Genomic DNA, 18,283 nt, shown 5'->3' with positions numbered 1-18,283 from the left:
TTAAGTATCTTTTTTTTGCCGAATTATTCGTCGGCACAGGATGTGACCATTGGGCCAAAAATCGGATTCAACATCGGAGCTCCGCTGCCTCTTGGCAACATTCCGGAAGGCGCCAAAGGTACGCCGCTCGCCTGTCATAATCTGGGCGTTTTTGTCAATTACAAAATCTCAGAAAAATTCAGCATTCAGGCAGAAATACTGTACAACCGCAAAGGAGCTCATTTCACCACTCCGCTCGACAGCATGTCTTATACCGACCATATGCAGCATCCTTTGTATCCCGATGTCTGGCTTGATGTGGAAACATTCTTCAATGGCACTGCTGAAGGCGCTTTCGATAATTATTATCTTGAATTTCCTTTGTTGCTGTCGTACAAAATCGGTCAGTCAAAATGGTCTTTAATGGTGGGTGGATATTATGGTTGGCTTGCACAGACAGAGACGCATGCAACAGCTACCGGGTATGTCGGTTACGATCCGGCATTACGTGAAGAAGTGCTTGATTTTGCCGAAAATACTCGAGAATACGATTACGGAGCATTGATAGGCACTACCTATAAAGCCAGCGACCGCATCGATATCAACATCCGTATTTCATTCGGAATGGAATCTGTTTTTGTTGATGACTACGAAAAAATCGATTACTCGCTCAACAATATGTTCGCACAGTTTACCGCCAGTTATTCATTCATACCAGCCAACTGGTTTACAAAAAAATAAATGCATACCGATTGCTCTACCTTGCTTGCAAAGCCACTCAATGGAGAAGAACTTTCTCCAAAAGACGCTTTGCAAATTTATGAACAGGCATCCTTTCCTCAGCTGATGGTCGCTGCGCATGCAATGCGTATGAAGCTACATCCTGAAAATGAAGTTTCATGGATCATCGATCGTAATGTAAACATCACCAACATTTGCATCACCGGATGCCGGTTTTGCAACTTCAGCTGCTCAAAAAACAGTACTTCGGCTTATGTTACAACACGAGATGAATACCGCAAAAAAATCAGCGAATTGTTTGCGCTTGGCGGCAATCAATTGTTGTTGCAGGGCGGCCTGAATCCTGCGCTGGATCTGCAATTTCATTGTGATCTATTTCGCTGGATGAAATCAGCATTTCCGGAATTAAAATTACATGCATTGAGTCCCGCCGAAGTGGATTTTATGGCGCGTACCGAAAAATTGTCACACACAGAAGTTCTGCAAACATTGATGAATGCAGGCCTCGACAGCCTTCCGGGTGCCGGAGCTGAAATACTGAGTGATCGCGTGCGGAAGATTGTATCACCTTCTAAAATCAGCGCTGATGGCTGGATTGAAGTGATGCGTGCTGCACATAAACTTGGGTTGATTACATCAGCTACCATGATGTTTGGTCATGTGGAAACCATAGAAGAGCGCATTGAGCACATGATTCGTATCAGAGATTTACAAAAAGAAAAACCCACAGGTGCGCCTGGATTTTTATCGTTCATTCCCTGGCCGTTTTACGGAAAAGATACGACACTCATGAAAGAAGGACTGGTACAAAACTTTCCAACACCGCTTGAATACATACGTTTGATTGCCACGGCCAGATTGGTTTTGAACAATATTCCGAACATTCAGGCATCGTGGCTGACGGTAGGAAAAACAACGGCTGCGGTTTGTCTTTATGCGGGCGCCAACGATCTGGGCAGCATCATGATTGAAGAAAATGTAGTGTCATCGGCCGGCGCATCGTATCGAATGCATGCTGATGAAATGCAGCAGCTGATCAGCGATTCAGGGTTTGGGCCACGTCGGAGAAATCAGGACTTTACAGACGCAGAGTAATTTCGCCACAAGGGCACGACGTGTCACGTTTTACGTGAAGACACAAACATCTTTCTTCCGCGAATGACGCAAATTCACGCGAAAATCATTTTTTATTACTCGATATAACCCTTCGATTAACGCTAATAGAATCACCCTTCATCTGCGATGAAGACTGATTCAGTTGGTCGCTCGAAAATCGCGCGCAGAGGGCGCAAAGTCGCAGAGAGGTTGAAGAAAACGCTGCATCGCTCAAAAGACAACGCGCTGAGATTGCAACGACGCTGAGGATTTTCTCGCAGAGAGATTGAACCTAACATCACCGTACGGACCTGATATTTTTCATCTTTGTTGACTTGAGAATTTGCTATCTTTACAAACAAATTTAATTTACATGCCTGCGGCAAACAACACCAACAAATTCCTGACTCTGAGCGAGATTCTGTCGCAGGTTCGGATTGTTGTTGCCCGTGAGTTTTCGATGCCGATATGGATCAAAGCCGACATGCTCAAGCTGAATCACTATTCGGCATCGGGCCATGCTTTTCCGGAGCTGGTGGAAAAAACCAATGGGAAAGTCACCGCCAAATGTCAATCAATGATCTGGGCCGACGACCTGCAACGAATTGCCACAAACTTTCGTCAGGTCACTGGCAAAACACTCTCCGACGGTATTGAGATTTTGTTTCGCGCCGAAATTCGATTTCATGAACAATTCGGAATGCGGCTCCGCATCATTGACATCGACGCGCAATACACGCTCGGTCAGATGGCGATGGAACGCAAAAAAACCATTGAAAAACTGAAAACAGAGGAGCTGTTTTTTTTAAACAAACAGATTTCTCTTGCTGAAATTCCCGGACGACTGGCCATCATCAGTGCCGCTACCAGCAGGGGTATGCACGATTTGAAAAATATTATTTTCACAGCAGGTGCCGCCTATAAAATAAAAATGACATTATTTACAGCAGTGCTGCAAGGCGCTCGCGGAGCCGAAACCATTGCGTCGCGAATTCTACAGATTGGAAAGCGCGCTGATGAATTCGATGCCATTCTCATCATTCGCGGCGGCGGCGATGACACCGGAATGGACTGCTACGACGATTATGCGCTGGCCCGCACAGTGTGCGAATGTCAGCTGCCGGTTATCACTGGAATCGGGCACTCAACGAATGAAACGGTGACCGAAATGGTTGCACATACAAACAAGATTACACCGACCGATGTAGCCTATTTTGTTGTCGGAAAGTTTTCGGAACAACTGATGCGACTGCAGGATCTCACTGCGCAACTAAGCGCTCAAGCACTTATGACTATAGCCGAACAAGAGCAGTTTTTACAGGATTTGGCGCAATCGGTTTCCGAAATCGCCCGCGAAGAATTTCAGCAACAAAAAGACTTTCTGATGCAGGCCGGAAACATTATTCAGCAGAAATCATTTCAGAAAGTTGCAGCTGCAACAACAAAACTTGATTCAAGCGCTGCTGAACTCCGGACGGCTTCACAGCGGGTTATTATGACACAACAGCACCGCACCGATATGCTAAACTCATCGCTAAGTCAGCATTTTCAGAGTTTTATCCGGAAGAATAATTCAACACTCGATATTCTGGAAAGCAAAGTGACGATGCTCGATCCGCAAAATATTCTTCGTCGCGGATACTCCATCACATTGCATGAAGGTAAGATTGTGAAAAGCGGCAAAGCTCTTAAAGACGGAAGCGAAATTGAAACGGTGCTTCTTGACGGCCGCGTCAAATCCATTGTTCAGAAAAATAAAAAAGATAAAAAATGAGTGAACAAAAGTATTCCGAAGCCATGGCGGAGCTTGAGGAAATTGTGAACGCCATTGAAAACGACAACCCGGATCCGGATGAGCTGATTGTTAAGGTAAAGCGTGCTGCCGAGTTGATTCAGTTCTGCCGCAAGCGGCTGCTGAACACCGAAACGGAGATTAACACCGTGTTGTCGAAATTGAAAGAGATGTCGGATGGTAGCGAAAGCCAATAAAAAAATATCGATCGTTTTCAGGCAAACATAATATTCCATCGTCTGATGGCGACGCAGGAGCCAGAGGATATGGAATCGTTATGTTTGCAGCAAAACCGACGATTCCATATTCTGCGATTCCCTCCGAACGATGGAATATCGGTTTTGCACTTCTGCATGAATTTGAATAAAGCAGTTGTGCGATATTGTTTCAGGATTAGCCCCAAATGGAAAATTTTAACGATATTTGCACCTCTTCTTAAAAAGCAAATGAAAAAAGACAATGCATTCAAACGACTGCTTCACAAGCTGCGGATACCATACCGGCTTGTGATTATGAATGACAGCACCTTTGAAGAAAAATTCTCTCTCAAGCTGTCGCGTCTGAACGTATTTGTAGTATTTGCCCTGCTTTCGTTTCTTTTAATAACCCTGACCGTTTTTCTGATCGCATTCACTCCAATACGTGAGTACATCCCGGGTTACGGCAATGTTGAAGCTCGGGAAATGGTGTACGAACTCTCGCTCAAATCCGATAGTCTTGAACAGGAGCTGGTTGCACGCGATGTGTATTTTCGTAATTTCTTTGCTGTTCTGACCGATGCAGATTCAAATATTCTCGTCAGCAATTATTCCAATTACTCCGAAAGCAGTACCAGCAGCGTTGTTTCAGAAAACACAGACGCCACAGGACTTTATTTTCTTACTCCACTTGAAGGAAGTATTGTAAGTAAATATACGCCTGCAAACAGGCATTACGCCATTGATATCAGTGCTCCGAAAGGCAGTCTTATCAGCAGCATTTCTGAAGGAACGGTGCTTTTCTCCGACTGGACTCTTTCCGGCGGAAACACGCTCATCATCCTGCATCCCGGAAAAGTTATTTCAGTGTATATGCACAATCTTTCGCTATTTGTAAAGCAAGGCGAAACCATCCGCGCAGGCGATCCGATTGCCGTCATTGGAAATTCGGGTGAAAATTCTACTGGACCTCATTTGCATTTTGAACTCTGGATTAACCTGCAACCGGTGAACCCCGAAAATTATATTACTTTCTGATGAAGCAGCGATTAGCCATACTTGGTTCAACCGGTTCTATCGGCCTGCAAACACTGGATGTTTGCCGAAAATTTCCTGATCGCTTCGAAGTTGAAGTACTGACAGCCGGAAAACAAGGCGGAGAGCTCATTCGACAGGCGCTGGAATTCAATCCGAACATGGTTGTCATAGGCGACGAATCGCAATATGACGTTGTTTCCGAAGCCTTAAAAAATACCGATATCAAGGTTTTCTGCGGCAGCAAATCCATCGCAGAGGCAGCAACCGTTGAATCAGTCGATACGGTGGTTCTGGCCCTGGTGGGAATTTCAGGACTTGCACCCGCCTATGCCGCATTGAAAGCCGGAAAGAAACTTGCCCTTGCCAACAAGGAAGTGCTGGTTGTGGCTGGTGAACTTATTGCAAAAACATCCATCGAAAACCGCGCTGCCATTATTCCCATCGACAGCGAACATTCGGCCATCATGCAATGTTTGCAAGGTGAATCGTCGGCTACTATTCAAAAAATAATTCTGACAGCATCCGGTGGTCCGTTCCGCGGATTCAATATGGATCAGCTGCAAAATGTAACTCGTGAACAAGCGCTTGCACACCCGGTTTGGAGCATGGGAAATAAAATTTCCATCGATTCAGCAACCATGATGAACAAAGGGTTTGAGGTGATCGAAGCACGCTGGCTTTTTAATGTTCCGGCAGAAAAAATCGATGTCGTCATTCACCCGCAATCCATTATTCATTCGATGGTGCAGTTTGTCGATGGTTCGGTAAAAGCACAGATGAGCCGCCCCGACATGCGTCTGCCCATTCTGTATGCACTCACCTGGCCGGAACGCATACCAGCACCTTTTCAAACCGAAGGCATAAAAGACATCTGGTCGCTGACCTTTGAAAAAGCCGATACTACCACATTTCGTCACCTCCAATTTGCCTTTGAAGCGCTGAATAAAGGTGGCGGCGCACCTTGCGTACTCAATGCTTCGAACGAAGTCGCTGTCGAGCTTTTTCTAAATAATAAAATTTCATTCACCGGCATGCAAAAAATGTCGGAGTCTGCACTCAACAACATTTCTGCGGGTGTACCTGCCAGCATCGAAGAATATCTGGCACTCGATCTCGAAACCCGCGCCTATTGTCAAACTTTGAATCTCAAGTAAAATGGAAATATTCATCAAAATCGTTCAACTCCTTCTCAGTCTTTCAATTCTTGTTATCCTGCATGAATTCGGACATTTCATTACTGCCCGCATGTTTGGAACAAGGGTGGAAAAATTCTATCTGTTTTTTGACCCTTGGTTCTCGCTGTTTAAATTTAAGCGGGGCGATACCGAATACGGAATTGGCTGGCTGCCCCTCGGTGGCTATGTGAAAATCTCTGGGATGATTGACGAGTCGATGGACAAGGAGCAGATGAAACAACCGGCTCAGCCGTGGGAATTCCGCAGCAAGAAAGCCTGGCAGCGCTTTATAATCATGGTAGCCGGCGTTATGATGAATGTAATTCTCGCCATACTTATCTACATAATTATGCTGGCAGCCTGGGGTGAAAAATATTTGCCCAATGCTGAATTGAAGGATGGTATTGCCGTTGATTCACTGGCCATGCAGACCGGACTTCGCACCGGCGACAAAATCATGAAAGTGGACAATATTGTTATTGAAGACTTTTTCGATATTGTTCCCAACATGTTGCTTGAAAACGCAAAAACACTGACGGTTGTTCGCAATGACACCGAAAAAGTATTGGATATTCCAAGTGACTTTCTAAAGAAAATGATCGATTCGGAGCGCGCCAACATGATTATGCCGCGTATGCCGATGATCATCGACAGCATTGTGCCCGGCTCCGTTAATGCCGCATCAAAGATTAATAAAGGCGACCGCGTGATTGGAGTCAATGGAAAACTGATTCATTACCATGATGAGTTTAAAGCTGAAGTTGAAAAATATAAAAACCAGGAAATCACGCTGCGCGTTCTCAGAGGCACCGAAGATTTGACTTATCCGGTCAAGGTAAACGACAAAGGCCAGCTCGAAGTGATGATTGTGACCGACCTGAACCGCTTTTTCAATATTGCAACGCACGACTACACCTTTTGGGAAGCCATTCCGGCAGGATTCAGCAAAGCCGGCACCAAGATATCGGAATACTGGAAACAGCTCAAGCTCATGTTTAACCGTGATGTGCGCGCCTATGAAAATGTAGGTGGATTCATCACCATGGGCAAGATTTTCCCGGGTGTCTGGGACTGGCAGGCCTTCTGGAATCTGACCGCCTTTCTGTCGCTCATGCTTGCTGTGCTCAACATTCTCCCCATTCCGGCACTCGACGGAGGTCATGTAATGTTTGTACTCATTGAGATGATAACCGGCCGAAAGCCTTCGGAAAAGGTGCTCGAAATTGCCCAATACATCGGGTTTGGGCTTCTGCTCACGCTTTTGGTCTGGGCCAACCTCAACGATATCCTGAAACTTTTTTAAGCTCTGTTAACCGTTTGTAACCCACCTTTATTGTTAAAGGTGTTGCATGCGCGTGGGTGGGGGTGTATATTTGTGGGATTGATTTTGCCAGAAAATCTCTTCAAAACCATCTGCTTATGAAAATTACAGGAGCTATTTCATTTTATGTCAGAGAAATGCATAAGCAATTTACATTGGTTTGCATATTGATGGCCTTGTGTTTTAGCTCTGGTGCAGCTACATATACTTCTTGCGCAACAATGATCTGGCCAGGTGTTGTTGGTAATTGGAATACTGGAACTGGCTGTAATGCACTATTCCCAACAGGAAGCACAAGCCACAGTATGTTGATTTCAGCAGGGCATGTCGTTACTTACAATCTCACAACATTAAACACCTCAGGATCATTAACAGTAAATGGGACCTGGAAATGCAGTACAAATGGGACCGTTGGCGCCTTAGTTATAAACAGCGGTGGAGTATTCACAATTACAGGAGGAACTTTTACCTGTTCCAGCATTACAATTAATTCTGGTGGAACTTTGAATGTAAATGGCGGAACAATTTCCTTAACCAATACTAGTGGAAACTCACTTGTTGTTAACGGAACACTTAACCTTGGAGCTGCAGGAATTGGCGGTGGTCAAATTAATAATAAAAGCAATATAATTGTTTCAACTACAGGAGTTGTTAATATTAATCACTCGAGTGCAAAATTGAATTATACAGGAACCGGCTCAAACACAACAAATCCAATGGATGGGACCATTGAGTGCAATGGAATATTGACTTCTTCAAATTATTACAACTTTGACTTCGGATTTATTATGGTCACCTCAGGAACCTCAACAGGACTAATCAGATCGCAAACTGCCTATATTCCCTCCAATAATACCTGGTCAGCTGCAAATAACTTTTTCGGTTTCAATTCAACATATGGGGGAACCGTTGAGTATTATGGTACTTCAGACATTTCTTTTGGTTTATACTCACAGCGAACTTATCACACATTAAAAATTAGCAACACCAATGCATTATGTGTTTTATTGTATTCAACATATTGTTACTCAACAAGCATATTAAACCTCGCTAATACTTCATCTTTCATAAATATTGGCAGTGCCAAATTATTTATCCGCGGAACGATCAAATATACTGGAAACAGCTATATTAAAACTTCAAGTTCCAGTAATCTGGCTGTTCACGGCTACATAGGGGCTTCAACAATTTGTGCAGACAATACTGCTGGAGTTGTATCAACTGTAAGTTCTGAAAACACATCAGTCAACATCATGCAACCTCTCTTAAGATTTTCGCCAGCTGGAGGATCAACTGGATTTTTAAATAGTCTGGATTTATATAGAGAGGATGTAGTGACAATTAACGATAATGTTAATGTTAGTGGCACATTGTCGCTTCGCAGAGGCATTCTCAAAACGAATTCTTATATTTTATATTTAAGTAACACAACTCCTTCGTCTTTGACATACAATACTGTTGGTTTTTCATCGACAGTAGGATGGGTTTCTGGAAATTTGAAAAGGGCCTGTAGTTCGGGACTGTATTATGAGTTCCCTGTTGGCAGAACAGATGTAACAACTTTTGCAAGTGATTACCCGAAATACCGTCATTTTCAAATCCAGTTATTATCTGTTGCAGCAAGCCCATGTAATATCAAAGTGAATTTCAACACAGTTTTTAATCCTGATGTTTGCAGTGGCACATTAATTAATGCATGGGATGATGGAATAAACTATAATCAACTTCATCCCGAAGGATGGTGGAGCGTGATTCCTGATGCTGGAATAACTTCTACCACCTATAATGCCCGAGGATATATTTATGGATTCACAGGAGCCCCTGTGCCAGTAAATAACAAATATGGATTATTAAAACGAATAGATGGAAGCTCACTCTGCAGTGACTGGACAAATGGCAACGGAACTCTAAATACTGCAGGGACATCAGGAAGAATTCATGAATATAGTAGTACTCTTGAAATTGGATATGCCCAAAGAAATGGATTAACCTCTTTTTCTGAATTTGCAATCGGTATTACAAACGGACCACTGCCAGTTGAGATAATTGAATTGGCAGCTCTCAACAAGAATAATAAAATAACCCTCTCCTGGACCACCGCCACCGAAACCAATAATGATTATTTCACCATTGAGAAAAGCATCAATGCCGAAGATTGGGTGTCAATTGAAACAGTAGATGGTGCGGGTAATTCCAATGAGCTGGTCAATTATGAATTCGAAGATGTGGAGCCCATGTCGGGGACATCGTATTACCGGTTGAAGCAGACGGATTTCGATGGAAAATTTGAATATTTCGGACCGGTAACTGTCAATTGCAATGAAGGCGCGAATGGGATTATCGCCTACCCGAATCCCGCACAGGAAAATGTGTTGGTGGTGGGTAGCCAGGATGTTCCAGCCAACATTTATCTGTGCGATCTTACCGGTCGAATCATAGCAGCATACAGCTGCAATCACCTTTCAGAGCCATTCAGCATTGATCTGCAGAATATTTTGCCAGGCATTTATCTGATACGCGTTGACGCTCAAAACAGCCCGGAGTATTTCCGGGTGGTGAAGGAGTAGCTCCTTCCTCAACCTGAGTGCCTCGCGGCTGTGTCACGTGACTCGCGGAGCGAGCTCTCTGCGTTGAGGAAGACACGTACTAGCCAATGCACTCAGGTCGATTTCATCGACGCAGAGAGATTGGCTGTTCATCACATAGCGATTTCTCAACGCAGTGAAAAAAAACAAAGCTCTTCCAACACCCACCCCACAATAAATATTTGTTATTGCACGAGGCCATTTGCATCAGAAACACATTTGTTCTTTATCTTTGGCCCAAACACAAAACCTATGAGAATAAAAATTCCTGAAAACCAGATCACATTTGAACAGTTGAAAGCTGATGTCGAGAACCAGTTTCCGCAGTATGCTTTTCACGTGAAGACAAAGAATTTTCTTGTGGCCCGCAAAAACGGTAGCACCGGCGCGAATATCCTTTTAAGAAAATCGAAAGTCGTTATCAATGGCGGTTTCCCAACAATGGGAGGCACATTGCTTTTCATGCTTTGTATTTTCCTGCTTGGTTTTCTGATTCCGCTGATTGTTTATTTCATCGTTTTTCACAAGAACCAGAAACAGCTGGAGACCGAAATCGGCACATTTATTCAGCAAAAATACGGGCTGAAAATCTGACCCGCATTATGAAAAAAAAGAGGATTTGCATTGCAAATCCTCTTTTTTGTTACTGTACCCGAGGCCGGGATACTAATATTACTTTTTATTACTTCGCAAGCAAATTTGGCATTTCCTTATATTACTGATATACAACCGCAAAGATAATATTTATATTCATACTGAAGTGATAATAGAATATCTTAAAATGTAATTAAATGTAAATAATGTTTCCGCAATGTTTCCGCAGACCTTAAATTTTGTATCTTTGAATCGGGATACTTAATGAAAATCAAAATGGCAAACAGCGAAATTAAAAAGGCCAAGGCTGATAATATTACATACAATGTGATGCTATCAGATAGGGCAAATAAGGATGGCACATTCAATCTATATCTGCGGATCACCCAAAACAGAAAGCATCGAAAGCTGAAATTAGATATAAGGTTAGAAAAAGCAAGGTATTTTCTAAAGAAAGCCAAATATGGCAAATGGATTACCGAACACCCAAAAGCCAAGGCCTATAATGATTCAATCGAACAGGAAATTGAAAAGGCCAAGCAGCATCAAAGGGATATAAAAAAATCAGGTATAGCCACACCCGAAGTGATTATATCAAGAATTGCCGGCAGTGATTCGGATTCATTCTTTCAGTACGCAAATATGCGGGCGCAATATTTCTATGATTCGGGCGGGTATAGGAATTACAAGAAATACAAAAGCTTCATCAGTAAATTGCAGGCATATCTTAAAGGAAAGGATTTGACCTTTGCAGAAATCACCTTAAAACTGATCACCGGATTTGAAAGCTATTTGAAAAAGCAGCCAAATTCAAGGCAGCCACAATTCATGCTGCATAAGAACACCGTAGCCCGGCATTTGATAGTATTTCGATCAATCGTAAATGAAGCAATAAATAATGGCCTGATGAATGCCGCAGATAACCCATTTTTAGTACATAGGCCGAAAGAAACCAAGACCACCAAAGAAAAGCTAACAGCTGAAGAAATAGATGTCTTAAATGGGCTTGAATTGGCTAAATACAGCCCGATGTGGCATTCCCGAAATTACTTCATGTTTTCTTTCTATTGTGCCGGAATCCGGGCGGGTGATTTAATGTCGCTGAAGTGGAATTCTATTTCCAAGGCGGGCAGGTTGGGATATCAGATGTCCAAAACAAAACAAACCAAGTCCATAAAACTGCAGCCAAAAGCATTGGAAATTCTGAAATTTTATAAGCGCAAGGCATCAAAAGCAAATGAATATATCTTTCCATTGCTGAATAATGCTGCACCTTATGCAATAGCAGGCAATGAGCAAGAAAGGGCATCGCTGCCGGCAGATATTCAAGTAATGATGTATAAGGATATCAGCGCAAAGAATGCAGCAATCAATAAGCAGCTGAAGAAACTGGCCGAATTGGCCGGGATTTCAAAAAAGATATCATTTCACATCAGCCGGCATTCATTCAGCAATATAGCCCGGCAAAAGGGCATCAGTGTTTATGATGTTTCAAAGATGTTAGGGCATAGCAGTATTAAAATTACGGAAACTTACTTACAGGAATTCGACAGTGAAAGTATGGATGAAAGCATGGAAAGGATATTTGAATGAAAAATGACAGAAACAAACTTGCCCGGGATCTATTGCTGAAATACTTTTCACAGGAAGTCGATGCAAGCTACATTGAATTTGCGTACAAATTGGGATGGGAATATTTTGAATATCTAACAAAAAGCCTATTTGATTCATACGCACTGCCGGCCTATAAAAGAGATGTTATAATCTATATGGGAATCATTAATTCAAGCAGAATAAATAATACAATATTGGGCACCCAATATGATAGCATACAATATACAAATGAATTTAATAATACACTAATTCGGCTTTGCCATTTGTTAGAAAACTACTTTGAATCAAGCAAAAAAACCCAAGATTTCGCAATGCAGATATCATATTTGGATGGTGGCATTGAAAAGAAAATAACAATTAAAGATTCGATGTTTATTCAGAATTTAATAGATGGATACATGGAATCTAAGGGTGCCAAATTTGTGGATGGCATAATTAAAGAATTGGAAAACTATAATGAAAACAGCAAGCCGAATTCGAATAAAACCGGCAGAAAGAATATCCGGGCAGCTTTAGCGGCATTTGCAAATGATCTTAATGGATTGCTGACAGATGAAATATCGGCCAACACTAACAAAATAATTTCCGATCAAAATGCAGGCTTTATCTATGATCTCTTTTTATTATATGGGTATGGCATTGAAAAGGAAACCAAAGCCGATGGCATTAAGTATATTAGAAGCCTAATCAGTAATTATCAACAAAAAATATATAAAACAGCTAAAAAAGAATAGAGTTTTATATCAACTTGTTTATATTCAATGACTTACATTTGTACTGGAATAATCAATTAAAACCAGTACCAATATGGAAACAGCAAGTATTTCAATTACTGCAATCCCGGAAATAAGATTGCAACAGCTCGAAGCCGATATTAAATTAATACGGTCGGCAATCTTTGATAATAAAAAAGAATCTTTCATGGCCGAATGGCTCGAAAGTGAGCAAGCCCGGAAAGAATTGGGAGTGTGCCGTAAAACATGGCAGAATTACCGAAACAAAAAGGCATTGCCATTTAGTCAATTTGGCCGAAAAATCTATGTCAGGCGGTCGGATTTGGATGCATTCATGCAAGGTAATATCATTAAATAATCGGGAGGGATACTGATATGAAAAATGACTTTATCGCAGCAATGCACCGCACAGCCATATACAAGCTGAAGCCCGGCACCTCCACAAGTTACTATTATCAATCCGGTACTGATTTACTGCCAAACAGAATTTGTATTACACAGGATGCATTTGCAGTGATACGGCAGACCGGAAATCATTTGCATAAGCCAGTCGGCCAAATAAAAGCGACTTTCACCAAGAAAGAAAGTGCAGTATACAAGCTGAATTATCCTTTCAATGTACATACAAGCATTTATCAATATCCCGATTGTCCCTTGTTTATAGGATATGGCAGCATCGGCATTTCCAATAATAGCGGCAAGATATCGGAAACCGGTGATTTGGTGATTCTTTATTGCAGCACCTCCGCATGGGATGAAATCGAATTGCATTTCTTTCCGGGTATGCTGAAGAAACTGCCCGAAGCATTTGAGTATTTATATAAAATCAAAAGGTGCAATCCTTAATCGGGCTGCACCTTTCAATGGGATACTGCATGAATGCGATGTATGACTATATCGGCATAACAAAACAGCTGCACAAAGATAATATTAATTTGTCAAATTTGGAACATATCGCAAGCAGCCGTAATTGTGAACACTACCTGATCCCGGGCATTAAGCCAATGAAACTACAATACAATAAGGATAACAAACTAATGCGGATCACCGGCAGTGTGCCGTATTGGGTAAATGGCCACAACTTCAGTATTACGATGGCCGAATATAATACCGGACTGGATTACATGGCAGACTTATTAAAAGTGAAAATATCCGATGCTATTGTGGATGTGATGGAATTTGGCGCAATCGTAAATACATCGCTGCCGGCAAATCAGATTATATCCGCTCATTCATCAGCCAAGGGCATGAAGTCAGTAATATATGACAATGGCAGATACTTCAGCGATTCGGCCTGTAAAGTAAAAATGTATAATGCAAAGGCCAGGATCTTTCAGAATTTAGACAAAGGCACACAGCATGAAATTGAGGCCGCAGGATTCGACAGAAAGGCTGATTGGGTAAAGGTGGAGGCTCACTATTTAAAGCCACACATGGCAATCAATAAGGGTGCAGGAATCATTCTTTCTGATCTGTTTCGGCCTGATTTCATACGCAAGACTGAAGAAAATTTCCTGTACCAATATAGCCGACTTTCTTTCATCAAATCAGTTGAAATACCCATGAATAAAAAACACCTCAAAACAGATAATTTGCTCATGCTCGCATTAGCTGAAGTATCCGGAAACATTGGTAAATCACCCAAAGATTTAGCCTACGGCATACTTAATCAGATACCCGATGAAGTACTATCACCAAATGACAAAAAAGCCCGCAGGGCGCAAATAAGAAAGCTACTGAAGCAAATTTCAACTGATATAACAAGTAAATACGATTTATCACCCTTGCTGCAGGATGCAATGTTATATCACCGGACAGCCTAACCCTTTTTATTACCCTAATCAAATGGGTATGATTTCTTACCCTACACAATAGAAAATATATGCATGAAGAAACAAGATTTGAAGAAATCAGATTCGATTTGGAATTACCGAAAATCAATTTGGAAATACCGAAAGTGGAATTCGACTTTCCAAAGATGGATTGGGACTTTCCAAAAATGGATTGGCCGGAAATTACATTGGATTGGCCTGTTATTGATTTGGATTGGCCTGTTATTGATACTGATTGGATAAAGTCGGAAACAGAATGAAGTGGCTGCATCGCACATCAGGACAGCTATACAGCTCATTTGATGCATCACTAATCAGCTGCAAACCTTAAGAATTTAGGTTATTATGGGCAGAAACACAACCGGATCGGTATGCACCAAGGAAGTATTAAGAATCGAACTTTCGAAACTTTTGCGCCAAGGCTATATTAAAAAGGGCTGCAGAATCAAAGGAGTTATCGAATGGACTGATGGCAGCAATATCAGTATTGAAACAAACTACATGGCAGCTGAAAAGTGGATTCAGCTAACATATACAATCACATTGGCATCAGGTGAAAGCTTCGGATATCAGCGGCAAATATCATTCACCACAAAAAAATCAAATTTGGGCAGGGGTGAAGTATTGTATTTTATCTGCCCGGAAACAGGCCGCAAGTGCAGAATCTTATATAAATGCTACGGTAGCCACATTTGGAAATCCCGGCAGGCATATAAGCATCGGATATATTACAACAAACAGATGCTAACAAAGCGAAGCTATTACATTGAATCATATTTTGAAGCTGAAGAAAGGCTGCAGCAAATGCATCGGCAGCGGAAATCCTATACATACAAAGGAAAGCCGACAAAAAGATACATCAGATTAATAAAGACTGAAAAGGCATTGGACAAATTCGATATGCTGCGGTGGCAGCTATCACCAAAAATGTTTCAACTGATGTTTCAATCAGAATAAATTTGACCGGGTAAAAAACACCTCAAAAGGCAGAATTTGCCCAAATGTTTCCGCAATGTTTCCGCAGCTATACAAAAAACCCATGCAATTAACTAAATTACATGGGCTTATTGTTTATAATCTGTACCCGAGGCCGGGATCGAACCGGCACGAGCTTGCGCTCACAGGTTTTTGAGACCAGCGCGTCTACCAATTCCGCCACTCGGGCAAATGATTTGAGAAATTAGATATACGATTTGAGATTTTCAATCTCATATTCCAATAACTCGTTCGCGGGGTGCAAAAATACAAAAAAATCAATATCATTGTCAATTCATCTTTCCCTCAAAAATTATTATCTTTGACTGATTGTACCTATGAGGCCTTTTATTTTATTCAATATACTCCTTTTGTGTGCGGCTTTTTCAACACACGCGCAGAACCTGCAACAAATGCGGGAATACATTCTTACTGAACAACCGGCTGCTTTTTCCGTTGACCCGATGGGCTCCATATATGTTGTTTTCGACAACGGAAGCATGTTGAAATACGACACCACCGGAACACCGGTAGCGATTCCCGGCCGCAAGGGTAAAAGCAGTGTTTGGCAGATTGATGCTTCGAATCCATACAAAATTATCGTTTTCAATCGCGACATGCAGGTGGCCGATATCTACAGCTCGCAATTTGCAAAAATAAATTCCATCGATTTCACATTGCTGGAGACTGGTGATATTGCCATGCTTTGCAGTTCGTACGACAACGCCTTCTGGACACTTACATCTTCAACTGTAGAGTTGGTGCGATTTTCGGAGCAACTGACCGTGACTTCAAAAACAAACGCAGGGCTGCTGATGGATGTAAAAATGTACTCACCCACCGTTCTGCAGGAATCGGATGATCATGTTTTGCTGGCACAAAAAAAAGGTCCGGCATATATTTTTGATCAGTTCGGAAATCTGCAATTGCGCTTTAATGAAGCGGCTGATTACTGGTCGCTCGATGGAGATGTATTGTACTATGTACTCAACGATACGCTCCAGGCCTATCACACCCGGCTGCACGAAAAAGCAATTGTTGAAACAGAACTTAAAGACATTCGCGGAATAGCTGTCTCGGCCCAATGGATCGCCATTCTAGTTCACAAAAAAATTCTCCTCTTCAGAAAAAATAACTGATACGTCAATTTATTTTTTCTTTTTTTGAAATAAAAATCTGAAATTAGCACCCTGATTAAATAAATATCGTCTTATGCACATAGCAATCGCAGGAAATATCGGAAGCGGCAAAACCACCCTCACCGCGCTGCTGGCCAAACACTATAAATATGCTCCGCAATATGAGGATGTTGACACCAATCCCTATCTGACCAGTTTTTATGAAGATATGAAGCGCTGGTCGTTCAATCTTCAGATTTATTTTCTCAACAGCCGGTTCCGCCAGATTGTTGAATTGCACCGACAGGCACAGAACGTTATTCAGGATCGCACGATATATGAAGACGCCTGTATTTTCGCTCCCAACCTGCACGACATGGGTCTTATGTCGTCGCGCGACTTCGCAACATATCAATCCATTTTCGAGCTGATGGTGTCATTCATCAAGGCGCCTGATCTTCTTATTTATCTTCGCGCTGATGTTCCCACACTTGTGAGTCAGATTCAGAAACGAGGACGCGATTATGAAGCTTCGATTCGTCTCGATTATTTGAAAAGTCTGAATGAGCGCTACGAAAGCTGGATCAGCGAATACAAAGACGGCAAGCTGCTCATCATCGATGTGGAGAAAGTGAAATTTCACGAAAGCAAGGAAGACCTGGGACTCATTATTGATAAAGTAAATGCCGAACTTTTCGGACTTTTCTAATATGAAATTCATCGGAATCATACCTGCACGCTATGCCTCACTGAGGTTTCCCGGAAAACCGCTCGCCATCATTGCCGGAAAGCCAATGATACAGTGGGTATTTGAAAATGCGTCGAAGGCCACCTGGTTGTCGCAATTATTTATTGCTACCGACGACAACCGCATCCTCCAGAAAGCAGAAATGTTTGGGGGGAAAGCTTTAATGACGGCATCAAATCATCCAAGCGGAACCGACCGTTGTTTCGAAGCTGCTTTGCTGGCCGGTGCAGATGCCAACGATGAGGAAACTGTTATCATAAACATTCAGGGTGATGAACCATTTATCGATCCTGCTATTATTGATCAGCTTGCAGCAGCATTCACCGACCCGAGAGTAAACATTGCAACCCTTGTAAGGCCCTTCGATTCGGATGATGCATTGTTTTCGGAAAACTGCATGAAAGTGGTTGTAAATACTTCGGGCAATGCCATGTATTTTAGCCGGTCAATAATTCCCTTCATCCGGAATCCGCGCCGCGACAAGTTTCTGTTCGAACAGTTTCCGTTTCGTCAGCACATCGGTGTTTATGCATACCGCATCAAAACGTTATCGCAACTTATAAAGCTGCAGCCATCGCGACTTGAGCAAGCCGAATCGCTCGAGCAATTGCGCTGGCTCGAAAACGGATATTCTATCAGGGTAATTGAAACCCGCTACCGTGGCCATTCCGTAGATGTTCCCTCCGATATCGAAAGTCTGAAAGAGCATTTTCCCGATATCTTCAGAAATTCGTTATTGTAGGTG

Annotated in this window: 19 protein-coding genes and 1 tRNA gene; 19 read left to right on the top strand and 1 reads right to left on the bottom strand. The window is 42.3% G+C overall.

Going from position 1 to position 18,283, the window contains the following annotated elements:
• The first annotated feature begins 15 nt into the window (after positions 1-15).
• The 16 genes from A2W93_06335 (at position 16) to A2W93_06260 (ending at position 15,654) form a co-directional block, all read left to right on the top strand.
• Positions 16-720, top strand: a complete 705-nt coding sequence (locus A2W93_06335; GenBank protein ID OFY53238.1) for a hypothetical protein — start codon at positions 16-18, stop codon at positions 718-720.
• Positions 721-1,815 (top strand): dehypoxanthine futalosine cyclase, encoded by a 1,095-nt coding sequence (locus tag A2W93_06330; GenBank protein ID OFY53237.1) that lies wholly within the window; start codon positions 721-723, stop codon positions 1,813-1,815.
• Positions 1,816-2,188: 373 nt separating this feature from the next.
• Complete coding sequence (locus tag A2W93_06325) at positions 2,189-3,589, top strand: exodeoxyribonuclease VII large subunit (GenBank protein OFY53236.1); 1,401 nt, start codon at positions 2,189-2,191, stop codon at positions 3,587-3,589.
• Positions 3,586-3,804: an exodeoxyribonuclease VII small subunit gene (locus A2W93_06320; GenBank protein OFY53235.1), complete on the top strand. Its 219-nt coding sequence runs from the start codon at positions 3,586-3,588 to the stop codon at positions 3,802-3,804. Before A2W93_06325 ends, A2W93_06320 begins: the two co-directional genes overlap by 4 nt.
• A 249-nt stretch (positions 3,805-4,053) precedes the next feature.
• Positions 4,054-4,842, top strand: coding sequence for a hypothetical protein (locus A2W93_06315; GenBank protein ID OFY53234.1), 789 nt, complete (start codon positions 4,054-4,056; stop codon positions 4,840-4,842).
• A complete protein-coding gene (locus tag A2W93_06310; protein OFY53233.1) occupies positions 4,842-5,996 on the top strand; it encodes a 1-deoxy-D-xylulose-5-phosphate reductoisomerase in 1,155 nt (384 codons plus the stop codon). Before A2W93_06315 ends, A2W93_06310 begins: the two co-directional genes overlap by 1 nt.
• A 1-nt stretch (position 5,997) precedes the next feature.
• A complete protein-coding gene (locus tag A2W93_06305) occupies positions 5,998-7,320 on the top strand; it encodes an RIP metalloprotease RseP (protein OFY53232.1) in 1,323 nt (440 codons plus the stop codon).
• 116 nt (positions 7,321-7,436) lie between these two features.
• A complete protein-coding gene (locus A2W93_06300; protein OFY53231.1) occupies positions 7,437-9,905 on the top strand; it encodes a hypothetical protein in 2,469 nt (822 codons plus the stop codon).
• A gap of 270 nt (positions 9,906-10,175) precedes the next feature.
• Positions 10,176-10,517 (top strand): hypothetical protein, encoded by a 342-nt coding sequence (locus A2W93_06295; GenBank protein OFY53230.1) that lies wholly within the window; start codon positions 10,176-10,178, stop codon positions 10,515-10,517.
• A gap of 264 nt (positions 10,518-10,781) precedes the next feature.
• Complete coding sequence (locus A2W93_06290) at positions 10,782-12,110, top strand: hypothetical protein (GenBank protein ID OFY53229.1); 1,329 nt, start codon at positions 10,782-10,784, stop codon at positions 12,108-12,110.
• Positions 12,107-12,865, top strand: a complete 759-nt coding sequence (locus A2W93_06285) for a hypothetical protein (GenBank protein OFY53228.1) — start codon at positions 12,107-12,109, stop codon at positions 12,863-12,865. The genes A2W93_06290 and A2W93_06285 overlap by 4 nt, the downstream gene beginning before the upstream one ends.
• Positions 12,866-12,938: 73 nt before the next feature.
• Entirely contained in the window at positions 12,939-13,223 is a 285-nt protein-coding gene (locus A2W93_06280) for a hypothetical protein (protein ID OFY53227.1), read from the top strand.
• A 17-nt stretch (positions 13,224-13,240) separates the two neighbouring features.
• Entirely contained in the window at positions 13,241-13,711 is a 471-nt protein-coding gene (locus A2W93_06275) for a hypothetical protein (protein OFY53226.1), read from the top strand.
• 17 nt (positions 13,712-13,728) lie between these two features.
• Positions 13,729-14,688 (top strand): hypothetical protein, encoded by a 960-nt coding sequence (locus A2W93_06270; GenBank protein OFY53225.1) that lies wholly within the window; start codon positions 13,729-13,731, stop codon positions 14,686-14,688.
• A gap of 59 nt (positions 14,689-14,747) precedes the next feature.
• The gene (locus A2W93_06265) at positions 14,748-14,957 is read left to right on the top strand and encodes a hypothetical protein (GenBank protein ID OFY53224.1); all 210 of its coding nucleotides are present in this window, start codon (positions 14,748-14,750) and stop codon (positions 14,955-14,957) included.
• A gap of 85 nt (positions 14,958-15,042) precedes the next feature.
• Complete coding sequence (locus A2W93_06260) at positions 15,043-15,654, top strand: hypothetical protein (GenBank protein ID OFY53223.1); 612 nt, start codon at positions 15,043-15,045, stop codon at positions 15,652-15,654.
• A 124-nt stretch (positions 15,655-15,778) separates the two neighbouring features.
• Here the strand turns inward: A2W93_06260 and A2W93_06255 are convergent.
• Positions 15,779-15,862 (bottom strand) — tRNA-Leu (locus tag A2W93_06255).
• Positions 15,863-16,085: 223 nt separating this feature from the next.
• On the opposite strand from A2W93_06255, the gene A2W93_06250 reads away from it, so the two are divergent.
• The 3 genes from A2W93_06250 (at position 16,086) to A2W93_06240 (ending at position 18,280) form a co-directional block, all read left to right on the top strand.
• On the top strand, positions 16,086-16,811 hold the full coding sequence (locus tag A2W93_06250) for a hypothetical protein (protein ID OFY53222.1): 726 nt from the start codon (positions 16,086-16,088) through the stop codon (positions 16,809-16,811).
• Positions 16,812-16,884: 73 nt separating this feature from the next.
• Positions 16,885-17,499 carry a deoxynucleoside kinase gene (locus A2W93_06245; GenBank protein OFY53221.1) on the top strand — a complete coding sequence of 205 codons (615 nt, stop codon included), beginning with the start codon at positions 16,885-16,887 and terminating at the stop codon, positions 17,497-17,499.
• 1 nt (position 17,500) lies between these two features.
• Positions 17,501-18,280, top strand: a complete 780-nt coding sequence (locus A2W93_06240; GenBank protein OFY53220.1) for a hypothetical protein — start codon at positions 17,501-17,503, stop codon at positions 18,278-18,280.
• The last annotated feature ends 3 nt before the right edge of the window (positions 18,281-18,283 follow it).

This window comes from Bacteroidetes bacterium GWF2_43_63 (assembly GCA_001769275.1).
Taxonomy (GTDB): domain Bacteria; phylum Bacteroidota; class Bacteroidia; order Bacteroidales; family DTU049; genus GWF2-43-63.
This window is presented reverse-complemented; position numbering and strand designations above follow the sequence as displayed.